Source organism: Treponema sp. OMZ 805 (assembly GCF_050937395.1).
GTDB lineage: Bacteria > Spirochaetota > Spirochaetia > Treponematales > Treponemataceae > Treponema.
Map to the genome: position 1 here is coordinate 67450 of NZ_JACCLP010000009.1, position 17034 is coordinate 84483.

Genomic DNA, 17034 nt, shown 5'->3' on the forward strand with positions numbered 1-17034 from the left:
TTTATCCGTTGCTCCTGCATCCGGCGCTACAGTGGGTTCGTGTCGAGCGGTTTGCTCCCGGCTGCGGCTGAGAACTAGCATCCGGCGAGGCCCGTGTTAAGCCCTGCTCCGGTTTCCGTTTCCGGCAAGCAGCCGTGCCGGAGCTGTGCGGCACGCAGGGTATTTCGCAGCACCATCGCTACGGTTAAAGGACCGACACCGCCGGGAACCGGGGTAATCCAGCCGGCTTGTTCAGCGGCGCTTTCAAAGTCAACATCGCCGGTCAGCCTGCTGCCTTTGGGTGCAGTAGAATCGGGGACGCGGTTAATTCCCACGTCGATAACTGCGGCGCCTTTTTTTATCATGCTACCGGTAATGAGCGCCGGATGTCCCGCAGCCGCAATCAAAATATCAGCCTGCCGTGTCAGCGCGGCAAGGTCTTTCGTTTTACTGTGGCAGAGTGTAACGGTTGCATCCGCCGCAGTGAGCAGGGCGGCAAGGGGTTTCCCGACAATCGCAGAGCGCCCGACAATAACCGCATGAGCGCCGCTGAGCGGTATGCCGTATTGCTGCAGCGCATACATAATTCCCTGCGGTGTACAGGGGATAAAGCCCTGACTGCCGATAAGTAAGCGACCCAAGTTTTCCGGTGTAAATCCGTCGACGTCTTTAGCCGGATCGAGCGGCGCCAGTATCCGTCTACTGTCCAGCGGGTAGGGAAGTGGGAGTTGAATCAAAATGCCGTCAACCGTATCGTCGGCATTCAACGTTTGTACGCACGCTGTTAGTTCCTGCTCGCTTATTGTTTGGGAATATGGAATAATCCTGCTCTGCATACCCGCTTTTTCCAGCGCCCGTACCTTCGTTTTAATATACACCTGTGAGGCAGGATCGCTTCCCGATGATACAATCGCGAGGCAGGGCTGCGGATGCTCTTTGCAATATACGGCGTTTTCTTGTGTTACCGCTTCGGTCAATGCTTCGGCTAATTTTTTGCCGTCTATAATCTGTGCCATAATCAAGTTCTCTATTGTAGTATATTAAAATCGCTTTGGGAATATCCGGCGCATTGTATGACGGCCTTTTTTCTGGTATACTTGCCGAGTTATGAGCTGTGTTATATTTACCGGCGGAGGTACCGGAGGGCATATATTCCCCGGTATTGCCGTTGCAGAAGTGTTTAAAAAAGAAACAGGGATACCGATTATCTGGATAGGTTCCAATAACGGCACCGATCGATCGTATGTGTGTAGTGCGGATATCCCGTTTTACGGAATACCGGCAGGAAAGCTCCGACGATATTTCAGCCTTGAAAACCTCATCGATGTGTTTAAAATTATCGGAGGATTTTTCGCCTCATTGATTATACTTTTAAGACTGAAGCCTAGCTTCGTGTTTTCTAAGGGGGGCTTTGTGTCGGTGCCGCCGTGTGCTGCCGCGCGGTGCCTCAAGATTCCGGTTATTACGCATGAATGTGATTTTTCTCCCGGACTTGCCACAAAAATAAATACCCGATTTGCCGCTCAAATTTTTGTTTCATACACAAAAACGGCAAGTTTTTTTCCAAATGCAGTGCAGCGTAAAATTACCGTTACGGGAAATCCCGTAAGAATGCGTTTTTATGAGGCCAATGCGGATGCAGGAAAAGCATTTATTCAATATACCGGAGATAAGCCGATTCTGTTTATACAGGGGGGGAGCCTCGGCGCACTCCAGATCAACGTATTGGTAGAACAAACGATTCTTTTTTTAGCAGAGTCTTTTTTTGTTGTGCACCAAACCGGCGCTCAGCACCGTGCCCAAGGAGACCGGATTAAAAAACGGTTAAAGGAAGAACGCCCTGATTTGAGCGACCGGTATAAACCGTTCCCTTTTATCGTTGAGCAAATGCCGGATGTCCTCGCTGCCTCCGATCTTGTGATGTCGCGCGCAGGCGCTAACACCATCTGGGAAGCTGCGGCGGCAGGGAAACCGATGTTGTTATTACCGCTTGAAAAAGGCAGCAGCCGCGGCGATCAAATTGAAAATGCGGATTTCTTTACCGAACAAGGGGCGGCAATCACCCTTTCCGGTAAAGATACAACGCCTGCCGCGCTTTGCAGTATTCTAACGCGGCTCTTAGAAAACCCTCAAGAGTTACAAGCGATGGCTCAAGCATCGGCGGCTCTTGCCGATGAAAAACCCGCAGTCAAAATTGCACATCTTTTACAACAATGGATAACGGAAAAATGAGCATAAATATACTTGATATGGTGTTATTGATTATCAGCATTATTGTCATCATTAAGGTTACCGTTCGGGGTTTTGTCGATGAGTTTTTTTCAATGGCGGCTTTTTTGCTTGCAATTGCGGTAGCCTTTTGGTTTTATCGCCCGCTTTCTTTGCACACAAAGGTGAGCGGACTTTCTCCGACAGCAATGAAGCTTATCGCTTTTTTTATGATTTTTATCGTCGTTTTTATCGCCGTTAAACTGCTTCAAATGCTGATATCCGCAGTTTTCGATAATGAAATTTTAAACAGCCTTGATCATGCGCTTGGGTTCTTTTTGGGTTTATTTGAAGCGTATATTGTCCTTATTATTCTCGTAGCGCTTCTACAGCTGCAGCCGTTTTTTAATATCGATGCCCTTATCGCCCGCAGCATGATTGTACGGATACTGATTCCTCTTCCGATAGACAGCGGTAATGTCTTACAGATAATCCAAAACGGCATCTAAGGTGAGAGGCATATATGTTTGAAAATGTACTCGGACAACCGGTTATTCAGTTAGTCAGTGATGAGCTGGAGCAGGGGAAAGTTCCTCCGGCATTACTCTTTGCAGGGCCGGAATCAAGCGGTAAACTCACTGCTGCATTGGAAACGGCGCGGATTCTTTCGTGTACCGAATCGGGTAGCTGGACATGTACCTGTGAATCTTGCAAACGGCATAAAGACTTATCGTCAAGCGATCTTTTAATCCTCGGAACGCGAGATACCGTGCTTGAAACAAAAGCTGCCGCCCATGCGCTCTGTACGGCAAAGACTACGGCAGCGCGCTACCTTTTTGTCCGAGCCGTACGCAAGCTTACTTCCCGATTTGATTCCCGATTGTGGGATACGGATGAATCCCGTTTTGTTAAAGCGGCGCCGATTCTCGCTGACATAGAAGAGTCGTTGACCGATCTTATCGACCGATATGGTACAATAGAAACCACCATATCGGAAGAAGAAGCAAAAAAACTGGAAAAGCTGACTGAAAAAATCACCGATCTCTGCCAAAAATTGCAAGAAGATTGTATGTATGATACGCTCCCTGTTAATCAAGTACGGAAAGCCTCCGCATGGGTGAGATTAATGCCTGTCGGTAAAAAAAAGGTATTGATTATCGAAAATGCCGATAAAATGCAAGAGTCTGCCCGAAACGCATTTTTAAAAATATTGGAAGAGCCTCCCGAATATACCGTTTTTATTTTAACTACGGCGCGCCGCGCTGCCGTTATCCCGACTATTTTGTCCCGTGTGCGGACTTATCTGTTCATCGAACGGGATACTGAACATCAACAGGCAGTCATCGAGCGGGTATTCCGCGATCACCATTTTTGTACGGCCGTATCTCCATCGCAGCCGATCCGCATTGTTTCGTACTTGCAGAGTTTTTTGCCTGTTTCCCCCGAATATATTCGGGAAGCTGCTGCGCTCTTTTGGGAATATTGCTTACATAGGGGAGAGCAGCAAAAAAGCCGATTTACAGTGCTTATTCAAAAGCTTACGGCTTATCGAGCAGAACATCCGTCAAGTCATGAACCATCGATTACGGCTGTACTGAAACTGTTGAATAATTGCAAACCGCGCCGGATATATGCGCTGTTTTTAGAAGCGGTTATTGCTTTTTTACAGGAAAGTATTCACACCGGCGTATGCACACCGCACGAATTGGAAAGCTCTGTTGCTGTTTCTCAGTTTATTCACAAAGCCATGCAATCGGTAGATATTTTTAACGGCACCCCTCAAGCAGCGCTGGAAACACTGAGTGAACAAATCGCTTTTACATAGAAAATTGTCAGCAAACGGTGCGAAATTTTAACTGAAATTTCGCACAAAGGGGGAACCCCTCTTACAATATTTCCAGCGTGCGGTTGCCTTAATAGGAATTATAACCCAAATGTATTTGCCGGATTTACGCCTGCATAAAAATATAACGGATACTTATCTTCAGCAAAAACACCTTTCAACCGTTTGGCCTCCTCCAGCAGTGCCGGAGCATCTTTAGTTACCGTTGTTAAGGCATTAAGGTCTGCAAGTTTTTTATTGATAATTAACTCCGATTTTTGCGCAAGCCCTTGCAACCGACAGGCAAGATTTATACCGTAACCGACATAGTCACGGTATTTTAAAGCGGATGCTTCTGCAGAAATTTCATACTTATATACCTGCTCCATTACTAAGGCGCCGCCCAGCCCTAATTCTGGATACGGCCTAAACAGTTCTTCGCCGAGAAACTCGGTATAGGTTTGAAATACCATAATGGCTTCACCTAACGTCGTCGGAGTCGTTTCATCCCAGATAACTAAAGCGCCGTCTCCTAGAAGCTTATAGTAGGAACATCCGTATCCGAATTGGTTTACACAGGATAAAAAGTTTGAGGTAAATGAGGTAATAAGCGAAAACACGGCTTTTTCATCATGTGAACAGAGAAAACTACTGAACCCACGTACATCGACACAAAGGATAAGTGCATGAGGCTTTACATCACCGACATATACGTTATCGAATATATCGACCGGCATCTTTTTTAATCCGGCAAGAGTTGTAGCATCCAGCTCAACGGATCCGTTTTCAGTATTAGAAAATACCAGGTTATTAAGCGATACTGTATCCATTTGCCTACAATTTATCATATTTTATCTAAAAAGGCAAGGATAAAAATAACTTGAATATTTTTAATATTCCTCACATACTAACGGGGTTAGGAGTGATTTGCATATGTATATGCGCCGACAAGCCGTATTTTTGTTTATGTTACCGATCCTTTTTTCATGTTGTGTGAGCGCCGCTTCTCTGCAAACCGGTGATAGCCCAGCCAGTCAAGATGATGGCGTTCCTTCGACGAATGATAACCGATCTTCGAGCAAAAGCGCTTCCGCTTCCCATACGTTGCCGCTTGCACTCACCTTTGCAGGCGATCTGATGGCTCATACAGTGAATTTCAATATGAATGAGTATGATTTAATATACAAAGATGTTGAAAAAATATTACATAATGATGATTTAAGTTTTGTAAATATCGAAACACCGGTATGCGATGCGTTGCCGCTTTCGACCTATCCTAGCTTTAATGTACACACGCCGTATTTACGCGCTGCCGTTCAAGCAGGTTTTGATGTGTTGAGCTTTGCAAATAACCATACGAACGATCACGGTACAACCGGTATTGACGGAACGCTTGCTGCGGTACGGACAGTACAAAAAGAACGGCTCGCTGCCGAAGCTTCACTTCCTCCATTTCTCGCTTTTTCCGGCTTAAAAGACTCTGTAAACGACCACATACAAGCAACCCCTTTTGTCTATAAAGGGTGGAATATCCTTTTTTGCTCCGTTACCGAGATTTTAAATTCTTATGATGCATCAAAGGATCGGCTTTATTACAGTGCACCTACAAAGCAGGGCAGGGCAGCGCTCCTTTCGCTCATTAAAGAGGCTCGCAACCGATATCCTTGCGATTTATTTGTATTGGGTCTTCATCTCAATGAACCAGAATATGGGCGAACTGTTTCCGAGTCGAAAAAAAAGTGGTTTAAACAGCTCGGAGAAGCGGGCGTCGACATTATTTGGGCACATCATCCGCATGTTATGCAGACATGGGAGATAATCACTGTCGAACGGTCTTTACTTTTACCGAATACTACTGTTAACGATACTGCCGTTACTATTTCGGAGCAGTGTAAGGTCTTTTGTATGTATTCTATGGGGAATTTTATTTCAGGGCAGCGTTGGCACACTCGGTATGATGATCCTGAGTTTTATCGGGAATATACCGGCGATGCCGTGATGCTGCAATTAATGTGTACACGGAACGAAGCAGGTAGGGCGGATTTTTCGGTTACTCCTCTGCTGATAACCCAATACAATGAACCGGAATATCCGGTTGTCAAGCGTTTTACGCAAGAGTGGATTGATACGCTTAACGAAAAAGACAAAAAATATTTTACAAAGCGGTTTGAGCTTATGAAGGAATATCTCCCGATAAATTCGCCAGCCGAATAAGGCTTTTTTGGGGAAGAGGTTTGCTGTAGATTAGCTATCTCCAGCAGCGCTATCCGTTCCGCGCCTTAGAAACAAAACGGGTACATTCACTGATGAACTCAAGGTTGATGGTCGCAACAGGACCGTTACGCTGTTTTGCAACAATCAGTTCGGTGTCGGGACTTTCCCGTTTTTCTCGGTGTAAAAACATAACGACATCGGCATCTTGTTCAATCGCGCCGGACTCCCGTAAGTTTGCAAGCGTCGGCGCAGTTCCTTCGGCATCGCGGCCTACCTGTGACAGCGCTATGACGGGAATGTTGAGCTCACGGGCAAGGCTTTTCAGTGATTGAGAAATCTCTGCAAAACGCTCATGACGTGGAATCGCATTATTTTCCGAAGAAATTAAGCCGAGATAGTCGATAAAGATAATTTTTACCCCTTCCTGCAAGCAGAGCTGCCGCGCCATCGCCCGTAAATCAAGCAGCTTCATATTGGGCATATCGACGATATAGAGCGGGGCATCGTAGAGCCTACCCGCTGCATCTTGTAGTTTTGCAAAATCAGCGCTCTGCAAATTGCCGGAACGGATTTTGGAAGACGATACCCGTGATTCCAGAGAGAATAAACGGTGTATCAGCTGCATATTGGACATTTCAAGCGAAAAGAAAGCCGAAGGTATTTTTTTTGTTACCGAAATATAATCGGCAATGGTAAGCGCCAACGCTGTTTTTCCGATTGAGGGGCGCGCCCCGATGATAATAAGCTCCGAGTTTTGGAAGCCGCTGGTAAGGCTATCTAAAAATTCAAAACCGGAAGGGATACCGGAAAACTCATCGCGGTGTTTCGCACGCGCTTCGATGATCTCAATAGCTTCAAGGATAAGATCTTTCGGAGTATGGAAGGTCGCCGATTGCCCCGCATCGGTTAAATCGAAGATATTTTTCTGTGCCTGTTCCAGTACGGAAGAGTAGGCAACGGTTTGATCAAAGACATCGGCATAAATCTGATGCGAAACTCTTAGAAGCGATCTACGAATCGCTGCATCGAGGACAATTTTTGCATAATAGGTAACATTCGCGGTACTGGGAACAGCATCTGTAAGCGAAGCAATATAAGCGGTGCCGCCTACGGAATCAAGAAGACCCTCCTGTCTCAGATGCTCACTAATCACAAGGATATCGACATTCTGCCCTTTATTATAAAGATCGACAGCAGCCTGAAAGATTTTTTGGTGAGCAATCGTATAAAAACTTTCGGCGCGGATATACTGTAAAACCGTTCCGATAGCATCCGAGTCAAGTAAAATAGCTCCGAGTACGGCTATTTCCGCCTCTGTATTATTCGGCGGTATTTTATCTTTTAATGAAGAAGAAAGCTGCTTTATCATATCCGACATTTTGTTTTCCTCGATCGTTTTTATATTAATTGTATTTATATGCTCTAAAAAAAATAAAAGAGAAGTCCTTGAATAGAACTTCTCTTTTGTGATTGGGATGCTACACCGTTTTCTCTCTAATAATAAATACAAGAGAAGTAGGTTATTCTTGCGTTTCGGCAGGTTCTTCTGCTTTTACTTCTTCTTGGCCGACTTCGGCTTGAGCCTCTGCCGATGCTTCCGGCTCTGCTTCAGCTTCTTCCTTACGGCGGTGCGAACGCTTCTCAGGTTTTGCTTCGACCGTTTTTTCAGCCTCAGGTTGAGCTTCTACCACAACGGGGAGTACCGCAACGGCCGCTTCATATAGTTTAAGGGTCGCATTATAATGCCCAACACTTTTGAAGGTAAGACCGGGCAGCTCAATACGCTTGCGTTCGATTTCGAATCCGAGTTTTTGCAACTCGTCGGAAATCGTTTGGTTGGTAACCGCACCGTACAATTTTCCGTTAGGACCTGCCGGCATTACAATGGTAAGGGTCAAGGCTTCAAGCTGCTCTTTTAAACCGGCCGCATTTTGCCGTTTAACGGCTTTCCGCTGTTCTATTTCTTCCTTACGGCTTTCAAAATGGGCAAGGGTAAAAGAATTGCAGGGAACTGCTAAATTCCTCGGAAACAGATAGTTACGGGCATAGCCTTTGGCAACATCTTTAATATCGCCCTCTTCACCGAGGTGTTTGACATCTTCATTTAAAATTACTTTCATTTCAAGCTCCTTATAAACGGGAATGGTTTAAAAGTCGGTTGTTTTTTCATCATTCCCATAATGTTAAAAAACGGAAGCCGCCCTGCATTCCAGGAGTTGGAAGCGGGCAGCAGGTAATTGGGAAGACCCCCTAAAAACTTCAAGTCCTTAGAGGCTTCTATTATGGTTGTTAGTCTACAACGTACGGAAGCAGAGCCAGTGCACGTGCCCGTTTAATTTCGAGAGCAAGCTTGCGCTGATGCTTTGCACAGGTGCCGGTAATACGGCGCGGCAAAATCTTTCCGCGTTCGGTAATAAAGCGCCGTAAAGAATCGGGGTCTTTATAATCGATTTTTGCTTTCTGAGCGCAGAAGCGGCAAACCTTTTTACGGAAAAACATCTTTCCTTTTTTATTACTCTGCCGTTCTTCTCCTCCGCCTTCGCGGGGATTTTCCTGTGTATTTGTATCTACTTCAGTGGTATTCAGTGTTTCATCTGCCATGTTTGATTCTCCTTAGAATGGAATATTGTCATAATTGGCGTTATCAAAATCGGCTTCATAACCGTCATTAGACGGCGGTGTATTTTGCCGAGCCTGATATGCCGAAGGTGCATTTGATCGCTGATATGTCTCCCGATTGCCGGTATTCACCTGCTGGCCGCTTCCGGAACCGCCCCCTAAAAGCTGGAGATTATTCGCGATAACTTCTACTTTACTGCGGGACTGCCCGTCCTGTTCCCATCGGTTTTGACGAAGTTCGCCTTCAACAGCGACCTGCTTTCCTTTTACAAGGTATTGATTAAGCGCTTCGCCCTGTCTGCCCCAAAGCACGATGTCGAAGTAGTTTGCTTCTTCAACCCATTCTTCACCGTTTTTCCGGCGTCGGTTAATTGCAACCGAAAACCTGCATACGGCAGCCCCTCCTTGGGTGTATTTTAATTCTGCATCACGGGTAAGCCTACCGACAAGTACGACGTGGTTTATATCTGCCATCAATGCCCTCCTGAATTATTCATCAATTTTGATAAATAAAAAAGTCAAAAGGTTTTGATTGAGCTTAAACTTGCGGTCTATTTCGATAATCTTATCCGGTTCGGCATGGATATTGAACAATACATAGCGACCTTTTGTTCTTTTTTTGATTTCATACGTTAATTCGCGGTCCCCGAACGAATCTTCGGAATCAATTTGAACACTGAAGTCCCCCAGAACGGATCGAACATCTTCAATGCCTGGCTTGAACTGTGCTTCCTCAATGGGAAAGACAGTCATCAATTCATACTTTCTCATGTGCCCTCCTGATGGCCATTAGCCCCGCATTTGCTGCGGGATGGAGTATTTATCGGGTTTTATCCCGAAATAGCATTTATAGCCTTTTATATATAAAAGACTATAAACAGAGATTAAGCATACTATAAAAAGTTTTACTTAGTCAATGCCGTTGAAGTTCAGTCTTGCTTGCGTATTTGTTTAATCCGCTCCCAATAAAAATCGAGCTCGTCTGCTTTAAGGAGCGGTTCGGGCGGCGGCCGTTTAAGGCTGTTATGCCGTGTTATCTCTTCTTGCAGGTCTGAAATTGATGATCGGGTTAAAAAAGGCTCGCCCAATGCAAAAGCGCCATCCGATTCATCATAATATAAAGGAAGCCCTTGTACCTTCAGGTATTTCTGATTCGGATACACATCGCCTACCGCATGAGTTCCCGGCCCGCCTCCTTGAGGGGTAAGTGTCAGCTGTCGTATACCATTACTGCTATCAGTGATTGATACACCCCCTTTCTCATAGTTTTTGAGTTTTGAACCATTATCGGTTATGCAGCTGTATATGGTATCATATTGTCGGATAAACTTAGGTACGGTTACTTGTAATCCGTCATCGAATGCAAATCCTGCATATTTTTTTTTGTATTCAAAATCGCCCGTCCAATAGCGGAATTTGATATACTGTGTTCCATTAAAGAAAAAAGCATCAAAAAATGCCGGAGCTTCCTGCTGATATATCAAGATGCCGTCTCGAAAGCCTCGTTCAACCCAAAAACCGTCCAAAACGGTTGCGGCTGAAGCCGACGATTGCGGATTTACAGGTGTCTCCTCAGTTTCCGATTGAGCAGCGTTTTGCTGTGTACCGGTAACAAGATTATACGGAACTTTTTTATAAAATGATGAAAATAATCCGTTGCCATGTACCCATACATCGGCAGGTACCGGAGCTTTATATCCGGGATACCGAATACGCAGCGAATAAATATTTCCCGTGCCTTCTTGGTTTACCTTGGCAGGGTAAGTACCCATATCCTCATACACAAAGCGGTAATAGGTCTTTAAGACTATTCGCAGCGTATCTTCTACGGTTTCGTCTGTTTTATCGGTATATTCAATAAAACGTTCGGAGTTTTCCCAAATACCGGCAAGCGGCTGAGCAGGGCAGGGGCGCGACAAAATAAAGCATAAAGATAAAATAATATAAAAATGATTAATCTTAATACGTTTCACAGCAGAAACAGTATATCATATAACTCTCAGTGTGTTTAGCCTGCCGGTATTCTTAATTATGAATTAAAAAAACAGGCTGATGCGTTTGCCATGCATTTTTGAAATCATCCTAGACACAACCTCATTTATATAGTAAATTAAGAAAATTTAGCAAAGTAGCTGTACCGTAATACAACAGTCAAGGATTAATTGTGAAAATTAAAAACAGAGTATTCATTCTTATGCTGTTTACCGTGACTCTTTATACGATTTCTTGTACAAAGGAAGATAGACTCTATGCCTCAAATGGAGTTTATGATATATCAGATATCGATAAAGGTACGGTCTATTCGCTAAAAGGTTCATGGGCTTATGCGGAAAAAGAGTTTGTTTCTGCGGTTATGCCTCTTGAGATGTATACGGATTTTCAGCCGATTGAATTTGGGTGGACAACGTATACGCATCCCCAGCCGGTACAAGGCTATGCTTCGTATGCAATTAGAATCCGCGGATTTGAGTCCGAGAAAGTATATGCGATTCATTTTACACGTACCTCATCGGCTTTTACCGTATATCTAAACAGCAGCTTATTCTATACATCGGGAGTTCCCGGGAAGAGTTTTAAAGAAGAAATATTTGATTGGCATTCGGAAACGGTTATATTGCCGCTCAATAATGAAACTGAAGCGACTATTGTTATTCATTTGTCGAATTTTCATGATAGAAATCCGGGTTTAGAAACGCCCTTCCTTTTCGGTCTTTATTCAACATTACAAACAAAAACAGTATCGGATAAGCTTGTTTCCTCCGGTATATTTTCTATCCTATTTAGTATGGCTACTTTCTTTGTTTCTCTATTTCTCTTTTATCGGAAAGAAACCACTGCCGGTATCTTCGGATTTCTGTGTTATAGCTTTGCTGTTAGAACACTTTGTTACAATGATTTTTTATTAAGAGATTTTTTTCCGAATGTATCGACGGATATTATGTACAGGGTAGGGTATTTGACGTTTCCCCTGTGTGCTGTCTTTACATTCCTTTTTATTCTTAATCTGTTTATCAAAAAACCGTCAAAAATTTTTTATTTTTTGACTATTCCGTTGCTCCTGTACGGTTTAATGACTCTCATTACGCCAATACCGGTATTCGTCGGAGCATTACTGATTGTACAGATCTATATTTTATTCCTTTCATCAATCGTATGTACAGTGGTTGCTCATGCGTTAATTAAACGAAAACCGTTCGCACTGACATTTTTAATTTCATTTTTATTGTTTATCAGTGCGGCAATATTTGATGGTTTAATTTCAAACGGTATTATTAATGCTCCCTTTATTTCTCATTTTGGAGTATTACTGTTGATGATTCCGATGGCGTTTATTGTTATCAAGCATTTTTCCGCAGCTTTTAAAACACAGGAACAGATGATCGAATCAATCCAAAAGACAAATATATCTTTTCAACGATTCTTTCCGGATGAGTTCTTGCAATTTTTAAATAAGAAAAACGTTACGGATGTTTCACTTGGTGATAATATTGATAAAAATATGTTTATCGCTTTTATCCATCTCGGTATTAAATCCAAACTTTCATCAAGCAGAGCACGTGAAGAACTGTTAATTTTATATAACACCATCATTCAGGCTGCTAATCCTATTATTAAAAAATATAACGGATTTATTGATAAGTATTTAACAGATGGATTAATGGTTCTTTTTTATGGCACTGCAGAAGAAACAGTAGATTGTATTATTGAGATTACACAGCTTATTAGAAAAATTAATATGCATAGGCAGAAACAATCCTTATCGCTGCTTCAGATATCATCAGGGATTCATTATGGAAAATTAATGATGGGTACTATCGGTGAGCCGGAGCGAATGGACACAACGGTTATTTCCGATGTGGTAAATATTTCTTCTCGAATGTACAACTATGCAACTGAACAAAAAGTTAATATCATTATTAGTGAAACTGTTAGGGAGCAGCTTCTCGAAAGTTATTGGCGCACCCATACATGCTTTTATTACGGAAAAATAAAGTTCCATGGTAAGAGAAATTTAATAAATGTTTATGAGGTTAATCTACTATGAAAAAGATACTTCTCGGCGCGTCTCCCTTTCTTTTTATGTTCCTCATACTAACGTTTATTACTAGAGAAAAGCCGATACAGAACCTTAGGGAACATACGGTAACGGCTCAGTATGGGTTATTAACACTGCCGGCGCATAACGATCGGGATATATTCAACATTAAAGGTCAATGGCATTTTACCCCTCATCAGTTCTATTATTTTAGGGATAACACACGACCGTTATATGCACCGTTACCGGGTAAACTCAGTGAAACTGCACTGAAAAGCGACTTTGGATATGCCTCATACGGGCTGCGTGTGGTAGGGCTCAATCCTAATAAAGTATATGCTCTCCAAGTAAATCATATTCTTTCAAGTTGTACTATTGTTATTAACGGTGCTGATAGGGCAGGGCAGGGACAACCCGGCATTTCGACAAAAACGGAAATACCCGGAAAAACAATCAGTATTGCAACTTTTAAGCCGTCAAAAAACGGTACGGCTGATATTATTGTGAATATATCCAATTTTCATAACCGGTATGGAGGAACAGACAAATCGATTATCCTCGGTTCTGCGGATATTGTAAACGACTCTTTTGTATTCAATCTTTTATCTTATAATATTGCATCAACGGTACTGCTATTGTTCAGTATGTTCTTTATCATGCTGCATTTAAATTATAAAAAAATGCCTTATATACTATGGTTTGCATTTACTGCTATAACGATTAGTATCCGAGTTAGCGTATTTTATCCGCATATTCTCGCTTATATTTGGCCTGCAATTCCATGGAAGTTGTATTTTATTGTACGCTATTCTTCCATGCCATTAGCAGCATTATTTTTTACGATATTTATTAATAAGATTTTTAATATTCAGTATAAATTTGTTTATCGGGGGATTATCGCACTTTGCCTATTATCAATTGCTTTTATTGTTATTGCACCGACACTTCTTGTATCCCAGTATTTATATATACAACAAGCGCTTATATTCATTGCTATCATTTATGATGCGGTGATTGTTATCCGTGCATTAGTTAAAAGAAAAAAATCTGCTATATGGATTGCTGTGGTATTAGGTATTCTTGCCGGTTTTGCATTATATGATACACTGGTTAGCTTATGGGTGGTCTCGGGTAAATTACGCTTACAAGAAGGTGCAATGGTTGCAATTATTATCACCGTTATTATGAGTATTGACGGATATGCGAATGCAATACATCAAATTGAACAGCTGATAGAGGAACTGAAAAAAATTCAAACTGCGTTGCGCCGATTTTTCCCCAATCAATTACTGATGTTTCTTCAAAAAAACAGTATTACTGAAATAAATACCGGTGATTCCTCTGAATTGTCCATGACTGTACTTTCAATTGATATTCGGTCTTTTACCGGCATATCTGAACAGCTTGAACCTGATGAAGTATTTATATTGCTTAATAAATATTTTGCGTTAGTTGCTCCTATTATTCGAAAATACGGCGGTGTGATTATGAAATTTCTCGGTGACGGTTTTACCGCATTATTTTCCGAGAAGCCTGATGCGGCAGTATCATGCGGTGTTGAAATTCAGAAAAAGTTACAAGAAGAAAATATACGATTGGGAAATCTTCCTGCAATTAGGGCAGGAATAGGAATTGATACCGGAAATATCCTTTTAGGCATTATCGGAAGTGACAGCCGGTTAGACAGCGTTGTTATTTCGAATACCTGCTATACGGCAGAAGAATTACAGGCTGCAACAAAAGTTTATTCCAACACCATTATTATTTCCGAATCGATTTTTAAATCACTTCAGCATCCTGAAGATTTTCACATACGCTGTATTCAAAACTCGCCGGTTATTGGTGAAACGGAACAAACTGTTATTTATGAAGTATATGATTGTGATACGCCTGATATTCAGAGTAAAAAACAAAAGACCGCCTCATATATTGAAAAAGCGTTAAAAAGAATCAAAGAAAAAAACTATGCCAACGCCCAAACATATATTGCAAAATCATTGGAACTATTTCCCGATGATCCGTTAGCGCTGTATTATCAAAAAGTGATACAGGAGACAATCTATAACCTTTAAGTGGCTTAGATGAACCCACATATTGCCGATTCGACTGATTTTGGAGGGTCTTTTAATGGAAAGAATAGGAAGAGTGATACGTATGCCGATAACGAAACGGAACGGCATGCAGATTGCGACTATTGAATACGATACGCCCGAAGCAGATCTTTGTTCCATTAAATCTACCGATAGTCGCAGCGGATGCGCGTCATGCGGCGGCGGGTGTCATGCTTGTGGCGGAGGCAGTAAAGACGGTTTGTTGGTTGTACAGGGCAACATCGTCGATGCGCTGAACGTTTCGGGAAAAGATTTATGGATTGGGAACAAGGTTGGCGTCTTTATTTCCGAGAAGGCCGCCCGCTTTCAGGGACTGTGCGCAGTCGGTATTCCGCTCGTGCTTTCGATGCTTTTCTTTACGGTAATCTTTTTGCAAACGCATAACGAATCGCTGGCTTTAGCCGGTATCGCTGCCGGTCTTGCCGTAGGGGCAGCTATCGCTTTTGGCATAAGCCGTATCTTAAAAGAGCGGGCGCTTCCGCAGATTGTTATCGTTTATGAGTAAGAAAACTATGAATAAAAAAAACATTGCCGATAGTGCAGAAGTCCCGATAACCGAAGTATGCTTAGCCGATGTACGGTTGCCGGTACGAAAAAAAATCGGTTTTGGCATTGCCGACATCGGTGGAAATCTGTTTTTTACGGCGATGGGATTTTGGACGCTGACCTATCTTACCGATACGGTGTATCTGGCGCCCGCTCTTGCCGGCATCGCCATTATGGTGGCGAAAATATGGGATGCGGTTACCGACCCCATTGTCGGCTTTCTTTCCGATAACACTCGTTCCCGATTCGGTAGGCGCCGTCCGTATCTCTTGTTCGGAGCGCTTCCGTTCGGTCTTTCGCTTTGGCTGTTTTTTACCAAGCCTTCGTTTACCGGTCAAACGGCGCTGTTTTGGTGGGCATTGTTGATGCTTTGTTTGGTAAATACGACGATGACCCTCGTGAATATTCCGTATTCTGCTTTAACCCCCGAATTAACCTCGGATTATAACGAACAAACCTCGTTAAATGCCTACCGTTTTTTGTGCGCCGGAATCGGCACGATAATGGGTGCTGTTATTGTGGTGCCGATTGTCAATATGTTTCCGTCTAAAGCCTTAGGCTTCTCGGTTGCAGGGGCAGCTATCGGCGGTATTATCATAATAGCAACGCTTATCACCTTTTTTTCAGTGCGAGAGTCTGCTGCACCGCCTAAAAACGGTAAGAAAAAAACAGGAGCGTTCTTTTCCGCCTACCGCTCGGTATTTAAAAATTCCGCGTACACAGTGTTGCTGGCAGTTTTTGTGCTGCATATTACTGCGCTCAATTTTTTGCAGGGAATGGTTGTGTATTACCTAAAATACATTTACCAAGCGGAATCATTTTCAAGTACGATTATGGGGCTATTGCTGATAACCGCTATTATTTCGATTCCTGTTGCGGCAAAATGCTCAAATGTGCTGGGGAAAAATGTTTCCTACCGCATAGGGCTTGCCGTATTGTGTATTTCTACGATGGTAATCTTTTTTATAGGACACCGTATCGGATTAATCGGTCTTGCTTTGTTGTTCGTATGTGCAGGAGTTGGGGTGGGTTTTGCTTTTGCAACGCCTTGGGCAATGTTGCCTGATGCGATTGTGTGGCAATCTGATACGGTACACAACGAGGGCTGTTATTACGGAGTGTGGACATTTGCCAGTAAGCTCGGGCAGGCTGTTTCGACCGGTGTTTCAGGTTTAATCCTCAGCGCTGCGGGATATCGCGCCGATATACTCCAGTCCTCCGATACGATATTTGCTATCAGACTTATTGCAGGGCCGATCGCCGCTGCCGTGTGTCTATTAGGCTTTATACTCATTCATTTTTACCCCATCGATAAAAAATAACGCTGCAACGCCGTATATGCCCCGTAATTCCAGCGCTTTTGAAAATAGCCTGTTGAGAAGCGTACATCCTTGTACGCTTCTCAACGACGAGATTTGTGCATAACACAAATCTCGCTACTGCTATAAAGACGGACATCCGTGTCCGTTCTGAAACTACAAGGCGCGTGTAAAAAACAA

General features: G+C 43.1%; 16 protein-coding genes. 8 read left to right on the forward strand and 8 right to left on the reverse strand.

All coding sequences use genetic code 11. The features are described 5' to 3' along the window. Window positions 1-74: 74 nt before the first annotated feature. Window positions 75-995, reverse strand: coding sequence for a bifunctional methylenetetrahydrofolate dehydrogenase/methenyltetrahydrofolate cyclohydrolase FolD (gene folD / locus HGH47_RS08340; RefSeq protein ID WP_432911680.1), 921 nt, complete (start codon window positions 993-995; stop codon window positions 75-77). Between the two features lie 91 nt (window positions 996-1086). On the opposite strand from folD, the gene murG reads away from it, so the two are divergent. Genes murG through HGH47_RS08355 form a run of 3 tightly spaced genes read left to right on the forward strand, consistent with a single transcriptional unit; the run spans window position 1087 to window position 4012 of the window. Continuing rightward, on the forward strand, window positions 1087-2211 hold the full coding sequence (gene murG / locus HGH47_RS08345; RefSeq protein ID WP_212564782.1) for an undecaprenyldiphospho-muramoylpentapeptide beta-N-acetylglucosaminyltransferase: 1125 nt from the start codon (window positions 1087-1089) through the stop codon (window positions 2209-2211). Next, on the forward strand, window positions 2208-2696 hold the full coding sequence (locus HGH47_RS08350; protein ID WP_212564783.1) for a CvpA family protein: 489 nt from the start codon (window positions 2208-2210) through the stop codon (window positions 2694-2696). The genes murG and HGH47_RS08350 overlap by 4 nt, the downstream gene beginning before the upstream one ends. A 14-nt stretch (window positions 2697-2710) precedes the next feature. Then, window positions 2711-4012 carry a hypothetical protein gene (locus tag HGH47_RS08355; protein WP_212564784.1) on the forward strand — a complete coding sequence of 434 codons (1302 nt, stop codon included), beginning with the start codon at window positions 2711-2713 and terminating at the stop codon, window positions 4010-4012. 98 nt (window positions 4013-4110) lie between these two features. Here HGH47_RS08355 and HGH47_RS08360 read toward each other — a convergent pair whose 3' ends face one another. Continuing rightward, window positions 4111-4839 (reverse strand): hypothetical protein, encoded by a 729-nt coding sequence (locus HGH47_RS08360; protein ID WP_253675140.1) that lies wholly within the window; start codon window positions 4837-4839, stop codon window positions 4111-4113. 136 nt (window positions 4840-4975) lie between these two features. Here HGH47_RS08360 and HGH47_RS08365 point away from each other — a divergent pair, with 136 nt between their 5' ends. Next, complete coding sequence (locus HGH47_RS08365; RefSeq protein WP_432911685.1) at window positions 4976-6223, forward strand: CapA family protein; 1248 nt, start codon at window positions 4976-4978, stop codon at window positions 6221-6223. 49 nt (window positions 6224-6272) lie between these two features. On the opposite strand, the gene dnaB is transcribed toward HGH47_RS08365, so the two are convergent. The 6 genes from dnaB to HGH47_RS08395 all read right to left on the reverse strand — a co-directional run bounded on the left by dnaB (window position 6273) and on the right by HGH47_RS08395 (window position 10815). Continuing rightward, window positions 6273-7601: a replicative DNA helicase gene (dnaB, locus tag HGH47_RS08370; protein ID WP_432911688.1), complete on the reverse strand. Its 1329-nt coding sequence runs from the start codon at window positions 7599-7601 to the stop codon at window positions 6273-6275. A 142-nt stretch (window positions 7602-7743) separates the two neighbouring features. Beyond that, window positions 7744-8343: a 50S ribosomal protein L9 gene (rplI, locus tag HGH47_RS08375; protein WP_432911691.1), complete on the reverse strand. Its 600-nt coding sequence runs from the start codon at window positions 8341-8343 to the stop codon at window positions 7744-7746. A gap of 169 nt (window positions 8344-8512) precedes the next feature. Further along, a complete protein-coding gene (rpsR, locus tag HGH47_RS08380) occupies window positions 8513-8824 on the reverse strand; it encodes a 30S ribosomal protein S18 (protein WP_212564786.1) in 312 nt (103 codons plus the stop codon). Window positions 8825-8836: 12 nt separating this feature from the next. After that, a complete protein-coding gene (gene ssb, locus HGH47_RS08385) occupies window positions 8837-9316 on the reverse strand; it encodes a single-stranded DNA-binding protein (protein WP_212564787.1) in 480 nt (159 codons plus the stop codon). Window positions 9317-9331: 15 nt separating this feature from the next. Further along, a complete protein-coding gene (rpsF, locus tag HGH47_RS08390; protein WP_212564788.1) occupies window positions 9332-9613 on the reverse strand; it encodes a 30S ribosomal protein S6 in 282 nt (93 codons plus the stop codon). 158 nt (window positions 9614-9771) lie between these two features. Further along, the gene (locus tag HGH47_RS08395) at window positions 9772-10815 is read right to left on the reverse strand and encodes a hypothetical protein (protein ID WP_212564789.1); all 1044 of its coding nucleotides are present in this window, start codon (window positions 10813-10815) and stop codon (window positions 9772-9774) included. A 191-nt stretch (window positions 10816-11006) separates the two neighbouring features. Here HGH47_RS08395 and HGH47_RS08400 point away from each other — a divergent pair, with 191 nt between their 5' ends. The 4 genes from HGH47_RS08400 to HGH47_RS08415 all read left to right on the forward strand — a co-directional run bounded on the left by HGH47_RS08400 (window position 11007) and on the right by HGH47_RS08415 (window position 16857). Beyond that, window positions 11007-12887 carry an adenylate/guanylate cyclase domain-containing protein gene (locus HGH47_RS08400; protein WP_212564790.1) on the forward strand — a complete coding sequence of 627 codons (1881 nt, stop codon included), beginning with the start codon at window positions 11007-11009 and terminating at the stop codon, window positions 12885-12887. Further along, the gene (locus HGH47_RS08405; RefSeq protein ID WP_212564791.1) at window positions 12884-14950 is read left to right on the forward strand and encodes an adenylate/guanylate cyclase domain-containing protein; all 2067 of its coding nucleotides are present in this window, start codon (window positions 12884-12886) and stop codon (window positions 14948-14950) included. Before HGH47_RS08400 ends, HGH47_RS08405 begins: the two co-directional genes overlap by 4 nt. 82 nt (window positions 14951-15032) lie before the next feature. Beyond that, window positions 15033-15494 carry a SoxR reducing system RseC family protein gene (locus tag HGH47_RS08410; RefSeq protein ID WP_230974324.1) on the forward strand — a complete coding sequence of 154 codons (462 nt, stop codon included), beginning with the start codon at window positions 15033-15035 and terminating at the stop codon, window positions 15492-15494. Between the two features lie 7 nt (window positions 15495-15501). Next, entirely contained in the window at window positions 15502-16857 is a 1356-nt protein-coding gene (locus HGH47_RS08415; protein WP_432911698.1) for an MFS transporter, read from the forward strand. The last annotated feature ends 177 nt before the right edge of the window (window positions 16858-17034 follow it).